Genomic DNA, 16,593 nt, shown 5'->3' on the forward strand with positions numbered 1-16,593 from the left:
TAGCGTTATTAATAAACAACGGCTCCAGCACATTTTGCACTGGAGCCGTTTATAATTTTAGTCTAAATATTTAGTTAGTCGGTATTTTTTAACTGACTCATTAAATTATTTATTTTGGAATAGTAATCGCTTCTAAATCACCATTACGTGCTTGGCTATACAAAACGTTATTTTCAACTGTTGGTGTTGCATGAATTCCGCTGCTATCAACATGATGGCGAGAGACTATTTCGCCGGTATCTTGATCTAACCAATGTAAATAACCTTCAAAATCTCCAACAACAACATAATTACCTTGAGGAACCGGTCCAGTTACGCCACGATTAGTGAAAGATAACTGGCTCCAAAGTTCTAAGCCATTATTACGGTCAATTGCGTATACATGACCTTTAACATCAGTTAAAAATAAGCTGTTACCGCTTATCGACACTTCACGATAAGATGAATATTGACGCTGCCATAATACACGACCTGAACGTAGTTCAACGGCACTTAAATTGCCTCTTGAAGATACGCTATAAATGTTATCACCGTAAATTAATGGCGTTGAGTCAACATCAATAACACGTTCTAATTCGGTTGAGCCTGCAGCTTCACCAATATCTACCGTCCAACCTTGGCGGCCTTGTTCAAGTAAATAAACAGATAATGAACCGTCGGCAGAGCCAACAATAACACCACCGCCAGCAATAACAGGAGCACTAATACCACGTAATGTTAATGGTGGTACATCTTGTTCTATTTGCCAATCGTCTTGGCCGTTTGAGGCATTAAATGCTTTCATTACGCCTGATGCTGTATTTACAACTAGCTTACCTGAGTCTAGTGCTGGTGCAGCTATAACTTCACCTTTAACTTTACCTTTCCAAGCTAGCTTGCCATTTTCAATATCAAGTGCGAAAACTTCACCATTTTCACTACCAAAAAAAGCCTTGTTAATACCGGCAACAACACCGCCACTAATTAAAGCAGGCTCTTTATCGTCAAAAAAGCCGCGCTTATTTTCTATGTCGCTTAAATCAGCATGCCAAACTTGATCACCGCTTTGTTCGTCAAATGCGTAAGCTTCACCTTCGCGACTTACACTAACCACTTTGCCGTAAGCAACTACAGGTTGAATACGAGAGAAGTAATCTCCCACACCGTTGCCAACGCTTGCATCCCATTTCACATCAGGTTCAAACAATGCTTTTATTTCAGTTAATTCTGCAACCTTTAGATCTTCGTCTTCATCATCAGTTGATGAACACGCAGAAATTCCTAGTGCTAAAAAACAAATAACAAGGAGGTTTCTATTAAAGCGTTTACTCATAAACATGCTTATCGCTCTCTATTTGTTTAAGTTAATAACTTGCGCTAGATTATCTAGTTTCATCTGTAAAGCTGGGTTGCTGCTATCATCTGCGCTGTCGATGGCCGCTTGATAAGCAGTACGTGCTAATTCAGGTTTACCTTGTTTAAAGTAAATATCACCTTTAATTTCTTCAACACTCGTATCGAATGAGGCAGGTAATTTAGGAGCTAATGTTTTCAACGCTAGTTCAAATTTTTCTAACTGTAACTGCACACGCGCTAAACGCACTGTGGCTATTGCTTTAATACCGTCATCAACTGATTTTTCAATCGCTGTGCTTAGATATGTTTCAGCTTTTTCCCAGTTTTGGTTTTCAGCAGCTTCTTTAGCTAAGGCAATTGCCGTTAGCATTGTATAGCTAGAGCTTTCATTTTCAGCAATAAAAGCATTACCAGCTACTTCAAAATTAGCACCTTCTTCAGTCGAAGCTTCCATCATTGCTTGATAAGCTTCTGAAGTATTAAGTTCTTGTTGTAATTTATAATCGTTATAGTAATTAAGACCTATAAATCCTGAAAAACCAATAACTAAACCAGCAATAATTGCGTTTCCGTTGTTACTCCAAAACGTTTTGATTGCTTCTACTTGTTGTTCTTCTGTTTGATGTATATCCAAAACTAACCCTTAAAGTAAATTTGTTAAAAGGCTTGCCACTTGTTCTAGTGGCAAACTTTGTTGTTCTTGTTGTCCGCGCAAATATTTTACGGTTACCATTTTTTGAGCTACTTCATCTTCACCAAGAATCAATGCTATTTGGGCACCTGATTTATCTGCACGCTTCATTTGTTTCTTCATATTGCCACCACCACAGTGACATTGTAATCTTATTTCTGGTACTTGATCGCGCCATTGCTCAGCTAAGCCATTACCCGCTATTTCAGCGTCAGTACCAAGCATAATAACGTAAGCATCCACTTGGGCTCTAACATTATTCGCTTTTTCTAAACTGGTTAACATCAAGACTAAGCGTTCAATACCCAATGCAAAACCAAAACCAGGTGTTGTTTTTCCACCTAATTGTTCTACTAAACCGTCATAGCGGCCACCGGCACAAATAGTACCTTGTGCGCCTAAGCTAGATGTAACCCATTCAAAAACAGTGCGATTATAATAATCTAAACCACGAACTAAGCGATCATTAATTACATACTTTACCCCTGCAGCGTCTAAACGCTGACAAACTGAAGCAAAGTGTGCACTCGATTCTTCGCCAAAGTAATCGGCTAATTTAGGTGCGCCCGTTAATGCTGCTTGCACATCTGGGTTCTTACTGTCTAGCACACGTAATGGATTAGTGTGCATTCTACGCTTGCTGTCTTCATCTAAAAGATCTTCTTTTTCAGATAAAAATTCTACAAGTGCATCTCGGTATTTACCACGCTCTTCGTTCGAGCCTAAAGAGTTTAACTCTAGTGTGACAAATTCATTGATACCAAGTTCCCGCCAAAGTCGCGACGTTAACATAATAATTTCAGCGTCAATATCTGGTGTTGCTATACCAAAGGCTTCTAGGCCAAATTGATGAAATTGACGGTAACGCCCTTTTTGTGGACGTTCATGGCGAAACATTGGTCCCATATACCATAAGCGTTGCTCTTGGTTATACAGTAACCCATGTTGATTAGCTGCTCGCACGCAACTTGCCGTACCTTCTGGTCGCAATGTTAAACTGTCACCATTGCGATCATCAAAAGTATACATTTCTTTTTCAACAATATCGGTAACTTCACCTATAGAGCGCTTAAATAAGGCTGTAGACTCTACTATAGGCATACGTATTTCTGCAAAACCGTAATTACTGGCAACTCGGCGTAATACTGTTTCTACCATTTGCCAAATACCTGTTTCTGCTGGCAAACAGTCGTTCATACCTCTAATGGCTTGTAATGCTTTACTCACGTATTATTTTCTCGCTCATTTGTATTTGTTCATTTTTAATTCATTCGCTGATACAAAATATACTTTTGTTGAGCGCCATTATTTATCGCGCATAGTATAGGCAGTTTGCTATCAAACGTAAATAACAGCCGCTAGCGTAATGAATTAAGCTTAATTAATCTAGCTCTTGTATTGCTATTTGATTGCTCGCATCAAGCATCTTAGCTTTTGCGCGAATTCGTTGTTCAAGCTGGTCAACAAGATTAGTGTTATCGAAACGCTCTTTTTGTCTTATGCCATCAAGGTAATAACCACTTTTTTTACTACTGCCGGTTAAACCTAAGTCAGACACTAATGCCTCACCTGGGCCATTTACAATACAACCGATAATAGAAACATCCATAGGTGTCATAATATCTTCAACACGCTGCTCTAAAGCATTTACGGTAGAAATAACATCGAACTCTTGGCGAGAACAACTTGGACAAGCGATAAAATTAATACCACGACTACGCAGTTTTAAAGACTTTAAAATATCAAAACCAACTTTGATTTCTTCAATAGGATCTGCCGCTAATGAAACGCGTAAGGTATCGCCAATACCTTCAGCAAGCAATAAACCTAACCCTACTGATGACTTAACAGAGCCTGATCGCAAGCCACCTGCCTCAGTAATACCAAGGTGCAATGGGTTATCAATTTGTTTAGCTAATAAACGATATGCGCCCACGGCAAGAAAAACATCTGATGCCTTTACACTGACTTTGAATTCATGAAAATTTAAACGGTCAAGAATATCAACATGACGCATGGCTGATTCTAATAACGCCTCTGGTGTTGGTTCTGTGTATCTTTCTTGAATATCTTTTTCTAACGAGCCGCCATTAACACCAATGCGAATAGGGATATTATTATCGCGAGCACATTCAACAACAGAGCGAACTCTATCTTCTCGGCCTATATTACCCGGATTTATACGCAAACAATCAACGCCATACTCAGCTACTTTCAAGGCAATACGATAATCAAAATGAATATCGGCAACTAAGGGGATATTAGTTTGTAACTTTATTTCACGAAAGGCTTCGGCAGCATCCATCGTCGGCACACTCACACGAACAATATCGGCACCAACAGCTTCAAGGGCATTAATTTGTGCAACGGTTGCTGCCACATCTGTGGTTAGCGTGTTGGTCATCGACTGCACCGAAATAGGTGCGCCGCCACCAACTGGCACATTACCAACCATAATTTGACGTGATTTTCGACGGATAATAGGAGATTCTTTAAACATAATAAAATTTCAGTATTGTGATATTAATTAAACAAAAAATGACCGAATTAAGGCGTCATAGGTAGTGAGAATTTAGCGATATTTCCAGCGTTAAAACCCGTCATATCAACCGCAAGGTCATTGTAATCTATTGCCACTAACTCAGGTTTACCTAAAGTAATAGAGAAAGGCGCTTGACCCGAAATTTTCATAACATAGCCAGACTTTTTCACACCCCAAGCAACTCTTTCACCGGTAGCATCATATATATTAACCCAGCAGTCACCTGAAAATGTAAAAACCACATTAGCAATTAATGAAGTTTCGCTTTCTTCGGTTATGCTTTCATCAGTAATGCTTTCAACATTAGAACTTTCAACAGTTTCGCTAGGTATAGCAGAGCTTACACCATTATCTAATTGCTCAGTCTCAATATTAACAGTTTCGGTATTAGTAGCATTTTCTGTTGATGTATTTAATTCATCATTAACATCGAAGGTTTCACCTTCACTAACTGCATTGTTTTCGGTTACACCTGAATCGTCAAGGTTACTTTCATTAGTTATAGCGCTAGTTGTTGTCGGGATATTATTGTTTGTTTCCTTAGTAGCTGACGCTTTCGCAACTAGGTTAACATTCTCAGATTCAATAGGCTCAGGTTGCTCTGAAGGCGTTTGAAGCCACCAGACCACTGTTGCCGTAAGGAATATTGCCAAAATAAGATAAGTAATCCACATTAACAATTTATGCTCAGCTTGCTTTTCTGTTCCCTTAGAAAAACTTTGCATACCAGCACACTGGTTTTGTACTTCAGCTAACTGATCATAACTATTTAACACCACAGTTTCTGGAATATTTACCAATTTAGCGTAACTTTTGAGATAACCACGATTGAAAGCTTCAGGCAAGCTTCGGTCAAAAATGTCCACTTCTATATTTTGTACTAAGCGTAATCTAAAGTTAAGCTTATCAGCAACTTGCTGCTCACTTAACCCACGAATTTCTCGTGCTTCTTTCAGTATCGCTCCAGGACCAACAATTAAGTTGATTTCGTCGGTAGCGGCTACTGATTCATTTTGTTCATTTTTCAATGTATTTAACTCTTGCTTCATCAAGCGTTTCTCTTAACGTTTAGCCGCTGATTTTGGGTCTGCGAGATAAATAACATCACCAATTTTTAACAGATATGGGCGACCTAACTTATTCCAACGCTCTAAACTTTTCATTACAATATTGTATTGCTTAGAAATAGCAAACAAACTATCACCCTTGGCCACTACATGAATGGGTAATGACACCACTGGCGCTATATTTTCTTCATCTTTAACTTCAGTTACCGGTGTTATATCTGTTTTTTTATCTGACTTATTCTCTGTTTCTTTATCATTAACAAATGTTTTTTGAACAACCGTTTTAGAAGCGTGTTTTTGCTCGTTAGCCTTAGAGTTCTCTGCGTTTACATTAGCCTCTTGCTGAGATGTTGGCATGACAGAGTTTTCCATCACAGGTTTTAAACCATAATGAGCTAAACTTGCATCAGAAACTTTTTTACTTGTTTTTGGAGATAATACAACAACTCGCTTTTTACTTTTTTTGCCGCTTTCACCTAACAGTGAAGCTTGGTATACCTCTGCTAGTTTGTCTGCATCAATCTGATAAAGTTCATTTAATATATATTGTTTTGCTTCAAATGAGTTTGGGAACATTTTAACTAACATTCTGCCATAGTTAGATGAAATACGTTTATTCCCTTGCTTTTGAAAAATTTTAAACGCTAAGGCTAAAGCATCAGCACTAAATCGACGAGTCGATTTTTCATAACGGTGAAGGTAAGTTTGCGCTAACTTATAGTCACTTTTAGCGTATTGTAAACGCATCATTTGTAACAAAGAGCTCGCTCTATTTGGGCTATGAGCTATAGCTTTTTCAAGGTAAGTTTGTGCTTTATCAAATTGCTCAGCTTTTAATTGGCAAAAAGCTAAGTTTTCGTAACTTTGCGCGACTAAAATATAGCTAGGAATCGCTATCGCTTTTAACATTTGTTTTTCAGCAGCTGCGTATTTTTCATTGCGGCATAGAAAAACACCATAGTTATTAAGTGTATCAGCGTCTTGGCTATTAATACTCAACGCATGTTCATAAGCTTTAGTTGCTAACTCAGGTTCTCCAACAGTATCGTAATAATGTGCAAAAGCGGTGTAAACTTGCACTAAATTAGGCGAAAAACGTTTCGCCTTTTCTAAATTAAGTTTAGCTTGCTGAGTGTTACCCATTTTTAAGTAACCTAAACCAAGCGATATGCGGGTCATAGCTATTTCGTTGTTACTGGTTTCGTTTTCAATTAATGGCGTGTCTTTATCATTGCCATAATTTTGCGTCACACAAGCGGTAAGTGTGCTTGTTGATAGCAACGCGATAAACACCGGTAATAGTTTTTTCATAATAAAAATGAGGTCACTTAGTAAAGGTTAAAAAATTGTAATTAAACCATTTTTACTGAAATTGACTCAGCTTTCACCTCTTTTTTTCCTGCGCGCTTAGTTCTATCTAAAACTTCACCTGCTAATTGCCCGCATGCTGCGTCAATATCGTCACCACGAGTTCGACGTGTAATCACTGTTAGGCCGTAGCTTTGCAGTACTTTATCGAAGCGATCAATACGAGAATTACTTGAACGTTTATAAGGCGAACCAGGATAAGGATTAAATGGAATAAGATTGATTTTACTCGGTAAATCTTTCAATGCATGCGCTAATTCATGTGCTTGATCAGTACTATCGTTAACATGATCCAACATTACATATTCAATTGTTGCCTGTTTATTAGCTTTTGAGCCATCAATATAACGCGCCGCTGCAGCAATAAACTCTTCTAACGGATACTTTTTATTAATTGGTACTAATTCGTCACGTAAGGTGTTGTTGCCTGCATGAACAGATATTGCTAACGCACAGTCAATCTTTTCTTTTAACATATCTAAAGCAGGTACAACGCCTGATGTACTTACCGTTACACGACGTTTTGACAAGCCATAACCCAGATCATTTAGCATAGTATCTAACGCTGGAATTAGGTTTTTCATGTTAAGTAATGGTTCGCCCATCCCCATCATCACGATATTGGTAATTGGACGTGTACCGGCAATGCGCGTAGCTCCAATATCATTAGCTACTCGCCAAACTTGGCCAATAATCTCGCTCATAGAAAGGTTGCGGTTAAAGCCTTGTTGGGCAGTAGAACAAAAAGTACATTCTAAAGCGCAGCCTACTTGTGATGAAACACAAAGTGTTGCTCTGCCATTTTCAGGTATCCAAACAGTTTCAATTTCTTGACCACCTTCAAGACTTAAGGCGTATTTTATTGTACCGTCGCTTGAAACTTGTTTTTCAGAGATTTCTGGGGCTTTAATTTCTGTATCACGTTGCAATTTTTCGCGTAGCTTTTTGTTCAAGTTAGTCATTAACTCAAAATCGTCGTAGCCGAAATGGTACATCCACTTCATTATTTGGTCAGCACGAAATGGCTTTTCGCCGATTGAAGCAAAATACTCTCGCATACCTTGTTGATCAAGGTTTAGTAAGTTAATTTTTTTCTTCACTGGGGTTACTACTTCGGTTACATCACTCATGATAAAAGCTTCTCAAAACTACAAAAATTTACAGATTAAATTGTACGCTTTTTATACAAAACAAACAATTTAGTGATTCTACTTTAAAACCTACACAGGCTTAAACTAAATAAAGGTCAATGTTCTCAGTTATGTATATACGCTGAAAGCACTCAATTTTATATGGTCATAAAACAGAGAAAAGGATTTTACCGATTAACAGTAAAATCCTTCAAATTAATTTTCAAACTACATTTAGCTGTTCTTAAATAGCACAGCTAATTTGTAAAATTTAAAATTAACGAGTACGTGGGCAAATTTCTTCGTCAGCGAAGAAGTAAGCAATTTCACGTGCTGCTGATTCTAAAGCATCAGAACCGTGAGCAGCGTTTTCGTCAATTGAATCAGCAAGGTCAGCACGAATAGTACCCGCAAGAGCTTCAGCAGGGTTAGTAGCACCCATGATTTCACGATTTTTAAGAACAGCGTTTTCGCCTTCTAAAACTTGAACCATTACAGGACCAGAAGTCATGAATTCAACTAAAGCACCAAAGAAAGGACGTTCGCTGTGCTCAGCGTAGAAACCTTCAGCTTTTTCTTTTGATAAGTGAATCATTTTAGAAGCAACGATTTTTAAACCAGCAGTTTCAAAACGGTTGTAGATTTGACCAATGAAGTTTTTAGCAACTGCGTCTGGTTTTACGATAGAAAAAGTACGTTCGATAGCCATGATAGCCCTCTCAATAAAATTAGAATTAAAATACGGTATAAATTTTGGCGCGATTATAGACGAATTAAATGCAAATGCCTAGGGTTATCATTTTTCACTGTAGGGTTTGCATTAGGAGATATTACGTAAGGGAATATATAACTGTGGGTCTGCGCTGACTAAAGCTGATGTTTCTTGTTGGGCTTACGGTAATTTTGTTATGAATGATTACTCAAGCCAAAAAAAAACGCTCATCATTGTGAGCGTTTATCAATCGTTTACATAAATACTACAAGAAGTAGATTTAAATACTCACTCGGCGATATTGTCGATACTGAGGTGTCCAAAAATTACGTTCAATATGCTCTAAAAGTTGTTCATCGCTAAGTGGTAAAGCTAACTCTTGTTCAAAGGCAACTTGAGCAACGGCGAAAGCAATTTTTTTACTTAAGTCGGCAATTTCTACTAAAGGAGGCAATAACTCACCTGTGCCATTATTTGCTAAAGGAGAAGCTTGCGCTAACATCGCACTTGCTGCCATTAACATTTCATCAGTAACACGATTAATATTTGCTGATATCACGCCTAAACCAATACCTGGGAAAACATAGCTATTGTTGCACTGGGCAATTGGGTAAAGCTCGCCTTTGTATTCAACCGGGTCAAATGGGCTACCGGTAGCTATGATAACCTCACCATCAGTCCAGTTAATTACCTGTTCTGGAGTCGCTTCAACTTGACGACTCGGGTTACTTAGCGGAAATATTACCGGTAAATCACAAGTTAATTTCATCGCTTTAATAACCGCTTCAGTGAACAAACCTGGTACACCTGAAACACCGATTAAAATGGTTGGCTGCGCGCCAAGCATTACTTCAAGCAAAGAAGCGTACTCACCGGCAATATTCCATGATGCTAATGACGCTTTTGGTTGTACAAGTTGAGCTTGAAAGTCACGTAAACCTACCATGCCTTCAGTTAACAACCCAAAACGGTCAACCATAAATACTTGGCTACGTGCTTGTTGTTCTGAAATACCTTCACTGACCATTTGCGAGATGATTTGCTCTGCAATACCACAACCTGCTGAGCCCGCACCAACAAAAGCCACACGTTGCGTAGATAATGCAACATTTTTAGTTCTACACGCTGCTAACAAGGTGCCAACAGTTACAGATGCAGTACCTTGAATATCGTCGTTAAAACAACAAATTTCATCGCGATAACGGTTTAATAATGGCGTAGCATTTGGCTGTGCAAAATCTTCAAATTGTAATAACACATGCGGCCAGCGGCGTTTAACGGCACTAATAAACATGTCTAAAAACTCATCATATTTATCTTGTTCAATACGCGGATGACGCCAGCCCATATACATAGGATCGTTTAATAGCTTTTGGTTATTCGTGCCTACATCAAGCATCACAGGTAAGGTGTAAGCTGGGCTAATACCACCACAAGCGGTATAAAGCGAAAGCTTGCCAATAGGAATACCCATGCCGCCAATGCCTTGATCGCCTAGACCAAGAATGCGTTCACCGTCGGTAACAACAATAACTTTAACTTTGTTTTTTGTCGCGTTACGTAAAATGTCGTCAAGCTGGTGGCGCTGATCATAAGATACAAACAAACCACGAGAGCTGCGATAAATATCAGAAAACTGCTCACAGGCATCACCTACCGTGGGGGTATAAATAATTGGCATCATTTCAGCCAAATGCGCCTGCACTAATTTAAAGAATAAGGTTTCGTTATTGTCATGAATAGCGCGTAAATAAATATGTTTATTTAAGTTAGTATCAAAACTACGATACTGCATATAGGCGCGTTCAACTTGTTCATCAATACTTTCAAATCGTGGTGGTAATAAACCCGTCAAATTAAAATGCGATCGCTCTTCTTCGCTAAATGCACTACCTTTATTCAATAGTGGTGTTTCTAGTAAGCTAGGGCCTGCGTAAGGGATATATAAAGGACGTTGATTTTTTTCAGATGTCATAGTTGAATCTTTTTATGCTTTAGGTGAATGATGAAAATTCATCATGAAAATAACGGTGTGCGCATTATAATCAAATATCAGTTTTAAAAAAGTTAAAATTGGTTATTAAATAATATTAATGTAAACAGAACAAATTCTGGCTAGTCGCTCTCAGAAATCCACGCTAACTGAATTGCTTCAAGTACACGCTCGCCGCAATGTTTAGGATCATCATCAAAATTTTCTAAGGCGAGCACCCACTGCATTAACTCAGGAAAATGTAATTTCATCGGATCAACATCCGGGTGTTCTTCGATCAAATCAAGCGCAATATCTAGTGAATCTGTCCAGCGATAAGTCATAGTGTTACCTTGTTTTTATGCTATTAGTGAATAATTAAACCAAACCAAAGCCCGTCTGCAACTAACATCAAAATTAGCCAGAAAACAATCATTCTAGATTTTCGACAAAACTGACAGTCGGTATGCCACCATTGCTTAAAAGTTGATTTATTCAATGCATGTTACTTAAATTAGTGTCCGTTTTACGAGTATAATACCAATTAACCGCGTTTACTCTCACAAAATTAATTTCAAGGAATATACTATGTCGCCAGTTCAATTTTCTCAGGCTGAAAAGTCACTGTTAATCGACAAACTACAACGTTACTTCAGCCGAGAGCTAGATCAAGAACTTGAACAGTTTGATGCTGACTTTCTACTTGATTTTTTTACCAAAGAACTAGGAGCCATTTATTACAATCGAGGTTTATTCGATGCTCAAACATTAATGTCTCAAAAGCTTGAATTGATTTCCGAGCAAATTGTTGAATTAGAATTACCGGTAGGTTAAACAACACTTACTGATGAATAATGGAGTCGCTCGTGTGTATAAAGTGTTATAAACTTAGAAAAATTTTCCTTCTGAGGATGTAACATGCACGCGGTATTTTTGGATTATCAAACCTTTAGCCCTTCGCTTGATTTATCAGCACTCAATAAAGTTATCAACAAGTTTGATTTTCACTCAACAACGACACCCGAGCAGGTACTAAAGCATTGTTCAACCGCCGAAGTCATATTGACTAATAAAGTCGTTCTAAATAGCACAACTTTAAAACAGTTACCGCATTTAAAGCTTATTTGTATAACCGCCTCAGGCTATAACAATGTTGATATTAACGCCGCACGTAAGCTTGGCATAGCCGTTACTAATGTTAGTGGCTATGCCAAGAATTCAGTCGCACAATATGTGTTTGCGCAACTGCTGTCGTACTATAGCCATATTGAAGATCACAATAACAATACCCGTGAAGGCCAGTGGCAAAAAAGTGAAACGTTTTGTCTGCACGGCAAAGGCAGTAGTGAATTAGCAGGGAAATCAATTGGCATTATTGGTTACGGGGCATTAGGTGGCCAAGTAGCAACTATAGCCCGTGCTTTTGATATGCAGGTGTTAATCGCTGACCGACCTAATGCTACAACAATTCGTGCTGATAGAATCGCATTTAACCAGGTTGTTGCTCAAGCAGACATCATTACCTTGCATTGCCCTCAAACAGCTGAAACTGAAAACTTATTCAACGCCGAAGTTTTTAGCCAAATGAAAAATAGTGCTGTATTAATTAATACCGCCAGAGGAGCATTAATTAATAATCATGACTTATTAACCGCACTCAACAATAATCAATTAGCTTGTGCAATTTTAGATGTACTGGAACAAGAGCCACCGCCAGAAGATCATATACTTTTAGCTGCTCAGTCGAGTAAATTAAAGATCACCGCTCACATTGCTTGGGCAAGCGAGCAAGCACAACAAGCTTTACTTAACTTAGTTGCCGATAATATCGTTGCGTTTCAACAAGGTAATCGTGTTAATCGCCTCGATTAAAAATTTGAGTTAAAAGCGCCCTATTTAAGCATCTGAACTAAGTACCTAAATTAAGTACCTAAATTGGGCGCCTTAACTAAGCGCTTTAAAACCACTGGTCTTTAACTTTACCATAATGAAAATAGCCCCATTGCCCTACGCGTCTTAACGGCGCAAAGGGAAATTTAGGCAGCGCCTTATTGTACAAAGGTAAATTCGTTACGGTTTTTTCAGCCACTTTCTCCGCTAAACGTTTGCCAGCTTGTACCGAGAAGGCAACACCACTGCCACAATAGCCCATACTATAAAAAACCGATTGCTCATCATTTTGATAAATATGAGGTAAGTCGTCTAACGCCATGCATATCCAGCCTGACCAAGCATAACTGTATTTTATATTCGCCAAGGCAGGAAAACTGGTTTTAAGCACTGACAGTAATCGTTGAGCATAATAAGGATCGTCAGCACTTTTGCCGGTAATTGCCCCACGACCGCCAAATAAAATGCGATTATCAGGCAATTTTCGATAGTAATATTTTAGCGCCCGAGTATCCATGACCACATTTGAAGTTAGGAAATTACAGGCAGCAATTTGTGCTTCTGTTAAAGGCTCAGTGACAATAATTTGCGACAATACAGGTAAAGTTCTATCAGTAGTTAGCGAGTGAAAATTTTTCGGTGTATAGCCATTAGTGGCTATTACAACCTTTTGTGCGCTAACCGTGCCATTAGGCGTATGCAGTACTTGTTTATTACCCTGAGTTTGCCATTGCGTAACGGGCGAAGAGCAATGCACCTTTGCGCCAGCCTCACGCGTCAATTTTTGATATCCCCACGCAAGCTTTAATGGATTCAAACCAAAACCGTCTTGATAACGAATGGCGCCATAGGCATTTTTGTCATCCATGTACTGTTCGCGTACTTGGCTTTGTGACAATATTTCAACGTCATAACCAAACATGTTCTGTTGAAGTTTTGCCAGCTCAATTAGCTCTTTAAGTTTGCTCGGTTTATGCGCAACTTTAATATAACCCGGACTTTGCCTGTCGCAATCAATGCCTTCGCCGATCAAGCTATTTACCGTATCTACCCCTGCCGCCATTTCTTGGTAGATGCCGCGCATCACTTCTTCGCCCCATTGCTTAGCCATTTGGCCATAAGACTTGCGACCTGACGATTTCAAAATAAAACCGGCATTTCGACCGCTGCACCCCCATGCTGTTTGATTAGCTTCTAAAACATGCGCCTTAATACCGTGCTCTCGCGCTAAGTGCAGTGCGCAAGAAAGCCCAGTATATCCAGCACCAATTATAGCCACATCAACATCAAGATCTGCGATAACAGCGCCATCGTGCTCTGGCGCTATACCTGATACATTTGCCCAATAACTGTCAGGATAAGGTTCATTACAACCGGGGGATAAATCATGCAAAGGATCGTACATTTTCACTTCCAACGTTTTAAATTATTTTTCATTATAAGAGCGCTTAAAGTATCTCAAAAAACACAGTACAATGCTGTAATAACTAACTCAATTAAAATAACTTTATGAGCATAGCGCTTAACTACCAACATTTAACACCAGCTGACTTTGAACTTGTGATTAAATTAGCAACTGAAGTACACGGTGCAGGCTACCTTGATCAAAATAGCATGCAAGATTGGTATAACAAAGGTCTTAAAAATGGCATTAATGCCGGTTTTGTGGTTTATCATGACGATAAATTAGTTGGGTTTAGAATTACTTATGCTGCTCAACAATGGCAAGTAGACAAGTGGTGTTCGCCAACGCTATGGCCTGTTGCTGTTGATCAAGTCTGCTACTTTAAATGCAATACTGTTGATGAAAACTATCGTGGCCATGGTATTGGCGGCGAACTATTAAAACGCTCAATTGCAGCAGCAAAGCAACAAGGTGCCATTGCTGGTGTAAGTCACTTATGGAAACAAAGCCCGGGTAATAGTGCGGTAAAATATTTTACCAAATGCGGCGGCAAACTCATTAAAGAACACCCAGACAGATGGCATGAACTCAGCCTTGCAGGTTACGAATGCCCTGTATGCCAGCACAATTGCCATTGTGAGGCCGCTGAAATGATGGTTACTTTCGACTAAAAAAATAGCGAACAAACGATTAATCGCTATTGCTCGCGATTAATCGTGTTTACGAGTATTTCTGGTAGCTAAATTATCCAAAAAATTTGCGTAACATTGAGGGTGCTTCGAAGCTGTTTGTTTTAGCTTTTAATCTTGAAGCTCCTAAAGCATTAAAATTAGCTAAACTCGGAAATTCCACGTCGTGTTTACAATGCTCATAGTCACCTATAGCAGGATTAAAGCGATACGCTTTGCTCCACTCGACTATGTTTTCTGTTACCTTATTAATAGCATCAACCACAAACGCCACTTCTTGATCTGAGGTTGTAGGATGAAACGACGCGCGAATCCAACCCGGCTTTTCAGCAAAATCCCCCAAATCTATTTGTTGGGTAATTTTTGACGACGTATCTTGATCAACATTCAATAAAATATGGCCATAAGTGCCGGCGCAAGAACAACCTCCGCGCGTTTGTACGCCAAACTTATCATTGAGTAAACGCACCACTAAATTATAATGAGCACCAGGTATGTAGAACGACACAATGGCTAAGCGATCACGAATATTAGGCTCTAACATAACAACGTGTTCATTTTTAGCTAAGTTATCCATTACATAATGAGTTATTTCAGCCTCGCGCTTTGCAATATTATCAACTCCCATGGCATTTTTTACTTTGATCGCTAATGCGGTTTTAATACATTGTAAAAAGCCAGGGGTGCCACCATCTTCACGCATTTCTATATTATTAAAAAAGCTATGTTTTCCCCAAGGGTTAGTCCAAGTAACTGTGCCGCCACCCGGATGATCAGGCACTTTGTTTTTATAGAGTGCTTTATTAAATACCAACACGCCTGAGCTACCAGGCCCACCTAAAAATTTATGTGGCGAAAAATAAATCGCATCTAGCGCTTGCTTAGGGTTACTAGGATGCATGTCAATATCAACATACGGAGCAGAAGCGGCAAAATCGACAAAACATAAACCGCCATGCTGATGCATTATTTCGGCTAACTCATAGTAAGGTGTTTTAATACCCGTAACGTTTGAACAAGCGGTAAATGATCCTATTTTAACCGCGCGATTTTGATATTTTTCTAGTAATTGCGATAAATGTTCAAGCGAAGGTAAACCTTGCTCATTAGGGTCGATAATTTCTAGTGTTACATCACATTCATACCAAGAGGTTTGATTTGAATGGTGTTCCATATGGGTGATAAAAACTACTGGTCTATCATTTTCTGAAAAGCTGACCTGTGCTTGCATGCGCTCAGGTATACGTAAACCTAAAATGCGTTGAAATTTATTTACCACAGCGGTCATACCTGCACCTGCGGTGATCAAAACGTCGTTATCACAAGCATTTACATGACGCTTAATGACATGCTGAGCATCATGATAAGCGTGGGTCATCGCACTGCCCGTTAAATTAGTTTCAGTATGGGTGTTGGCAACATAAGGCCCTAATTCATTGGTAAGGTAATCTTCAACAGCTTGGTATAATCGTCCACTGGCAGTCCAATCGGCATATATTATATCAAGTGTTTTCCCATTAACTTGATGTTGTAAATTTTGACCTATAACTTGCTGACGAAAAGGTAAAAAATAATTTTCTAAAGACATTTGCTAACTCTCAACTTGTGCTAATAAAAACATACTAGCACCTAGTAGATGTTGAGCAATAAAAAACCAACAAACCAATATAAATAGCAAATAAAATCCACAATAAAAACATAAGACAAATTAAAAAACCTATATTGTTATATTTTATCTATTTTCAGAAAATAAATTTTATAAATCCCACTGAACTGAAATTATTTTCTTAAT

15 protein-coding genes are annotated in these 16,593 nt (G+C 38.7%); 3 read left to right on the forward strand and 12 right to left on the reverse strand.

Annotation, left to right across the window (positions count from 1 at the left end):
• Positions 1-109: 109 nt before the first annotated feature.
• From bamB to iscX, 10 genes are all read right to left on the reverse strand, one after another.
• Entirely contained in the window at positions 110-1,312 is a 1,203-nt protein-coding gene (bamB, locus tag AC27H3_RS01535; protein ID WP_487103150.1) for an outer membrane protein assembly factor BamB, read from the reverse strand.
• Between the two features lie 18 nt (positions 1,313-1,330).
• Positions 1,331-1,969 (reverse strand): YfgM family protein, encoded by a 639-nt coding sequence (locus AC27H3_RS01540; protein WP_487103151.1) that lies wholly within the window; start codon positions 1,967-1,969, stop codon positions 1,331-1,333.
• A gap of 9 nt (positions 1,970-1,978) precedes the next feature.
• Entirely contained in the window at positions 1,979-3,253 is a 1,275-nt protein-coding gene (gene hisS / locus AC27H3_RS01545) for a histidine--tRNA ligase (RefSeq protein WP_487103153.1), read from the reverse strand.
• 154 nt (positions 3,254-3,407) lie between these two features.
• Entirely contained in the window at positions 3,408-4,526 is a 1,119-nt protein-coding gene (ispG, locus tag AC27H3_RS01550) for a flavodoxin-dependent (E)-4-hydroxy-3-methylbut-2-enyl-diphosphate synthase (RefSeq protein ID WP_273311757.1), read from the reverse strand.
• Positions 4,527-4,573: 47 nt separating this feature from the next.
• The gene (locus tag AC27H3_RS01555; RefSeq protein ID WP_487103155.1) at positions 4,574-5,617 is read right to left on the reverse strand and encodes a RodZ domain-containing protein; all 1,044 of its coding nucleotides are present in this window, start codon (positions 5,615-5,617) and stop codon (positions 4,574-4,576) included.
• Between the two features lie 12 nt (positions 5,618-5,629).
• Positions 5,630-6,946: a type IV pilus biogenesis/stability protein PilW gene (pilW, locus tag AC27H3_RS01560; protein WP_487103157.1), complete on the reverse strand. Its 1,317-nt coding sequence runs from the start codon at positions 6,944-6,946 to the stop codon at positions 5,630-5,632.
• A gap of 41 nt (positions 6,947-6,987) precedes the next feature.
• Positions 6,988-8,133 (reverse strand): dual-specificity RNA methyltransferase RlmN, encoded by a 1,146-nt coding sequence (gene rlmN / locus AC27H3_RS01565; RefSeq protein ID WP_487103159.1) that lies wholly within the window; start codon positions 8,131-8,133, stop codon positions 6,988-6,990.
• Between the two features lie 277 nt (positions 8,134-8,410).
• Positions 8,411-8,842, reverse strand: coding sequence for a nucleoside-diphosphate kinase (gene ndk, locus AC27H3_RS01570; RefSeq protein WP_126667789.1), 432 nt, complete (start codon positions 8,840-8,842; stop codon positions 8,411-8,413).
• A gap of 283 nt (positions 8,843-9,125) precedes the next feature.
• The gene (locus AC27H3_RS01575; RefSeq protein WP_487103161.1) at positions 9,126-10,820 is read right to left on the reverse strand and encodes an NAD-dependent malic enzyme; all 1,695 of its coding nucleotides are present in this window, start codon (positions 10,818-10,820) and stop codon (positions 9,126-9,128) included.
• A gap of 140 nt (positions 10,821-10,960) precedes the next feature.
• Positions 10,961-11,161, reverse strand: coding sequence for a Fe-S cluster assembly protein IscX (gene iscX, locus AC27H3_RS01580; protein WP_085301431.1), 201 nt, complete (start codon positions 11,159-11,161; stop codon positions 10,961-10,963).
• Between the two features lie 244 nt (positions 11,162-11,405).
• On the opposite strand from iscX, the gene AC27H3_RS01585 reads away from it, so the two are divergent.
• Positions 11,406-11,651 (forward strand): DUF2164 domain-containing protein, encoded by a 246-nt coding sequence (locus AC27H3_RS01585; RefSeq protein ID WP_487103163.1) that lies wholly within the window; start codon positions 11,406-11,408, stop codon positions 11,649-11,651.
• A gap of 84 nt (positions 11,652-11,735) precedes the next feature.
• On the forward strand, positions 11,736-12,689 hold the full coding sequence (locus tag AC27H3_RS01590; RefSeq protein WP_487103165.1) for a D-2-hydroxyacid dehydrogenase: 954 nt from the start codon (positions 11,736-11,738) through the stop codon (positions 12,687-12,689).
• Positions 12,690-12,774: 85 nt separating this feature from the next.
• On the opposite strand, the gene AC27H3_RS01595 is transcribed toward AC27H3_RS01590, so the two are convergent.
• Positions 12,775-14,112 (reverse strand): NAD(P)/FAD-dependent oxidoreductase, encoded by a 1,338-nt coding sequence (locus AC27H3_RS01595; RefSeq protein WP_487103167.1) that lies wholly within the window; start codon positions 14,110-14,112, stop codon positions 12,775-12,777.
• A 104-nt stretch (positions 14,113-14,216) separates the two neighbouring features.
• Here AC27H3_RS01595 and AC27H3_RS01600 point away from each other — a divergent pair, with 104 nt between their 5' ends.
• Positions 14,217-14,783 (forward strand): GNAT family N-acetyltransferase, encoded by a 567-nt coding sequence (locus AC27H3_RS01600; RefSeq protein WP_487103169.1) that lies wholly within the window; start codon positions 14,217-14,219, stop codon positions 14,781-14,783.
• 73 nt (positions 14,784-14,856) lie between these two features.
• Here AC27H3_RS01600 and AC27H3_RS01605 read toward each other — a convergent pair whose 3' ends face one another.
• Positions 14,857-16,389 carry an aminotransferase class V-fold PLP-dependent enzyme gene (locus AC27H3_RS01605; protein WP_487103171.1) on the reverse strand — a complete coding sequence of 511 codons (1,533 nt, stop codon included), beginning with the start codon at positions 16,387-16,389 and terminating at the stop codon, positions 14,857-14,859.
• Between the last annotated feature and the right edge of the window lie 204 nt (positions 16,390-16,593).

It is taken from the genome of Colwellia sp. NW0002-52-1, from assembly GCF_057550865.1.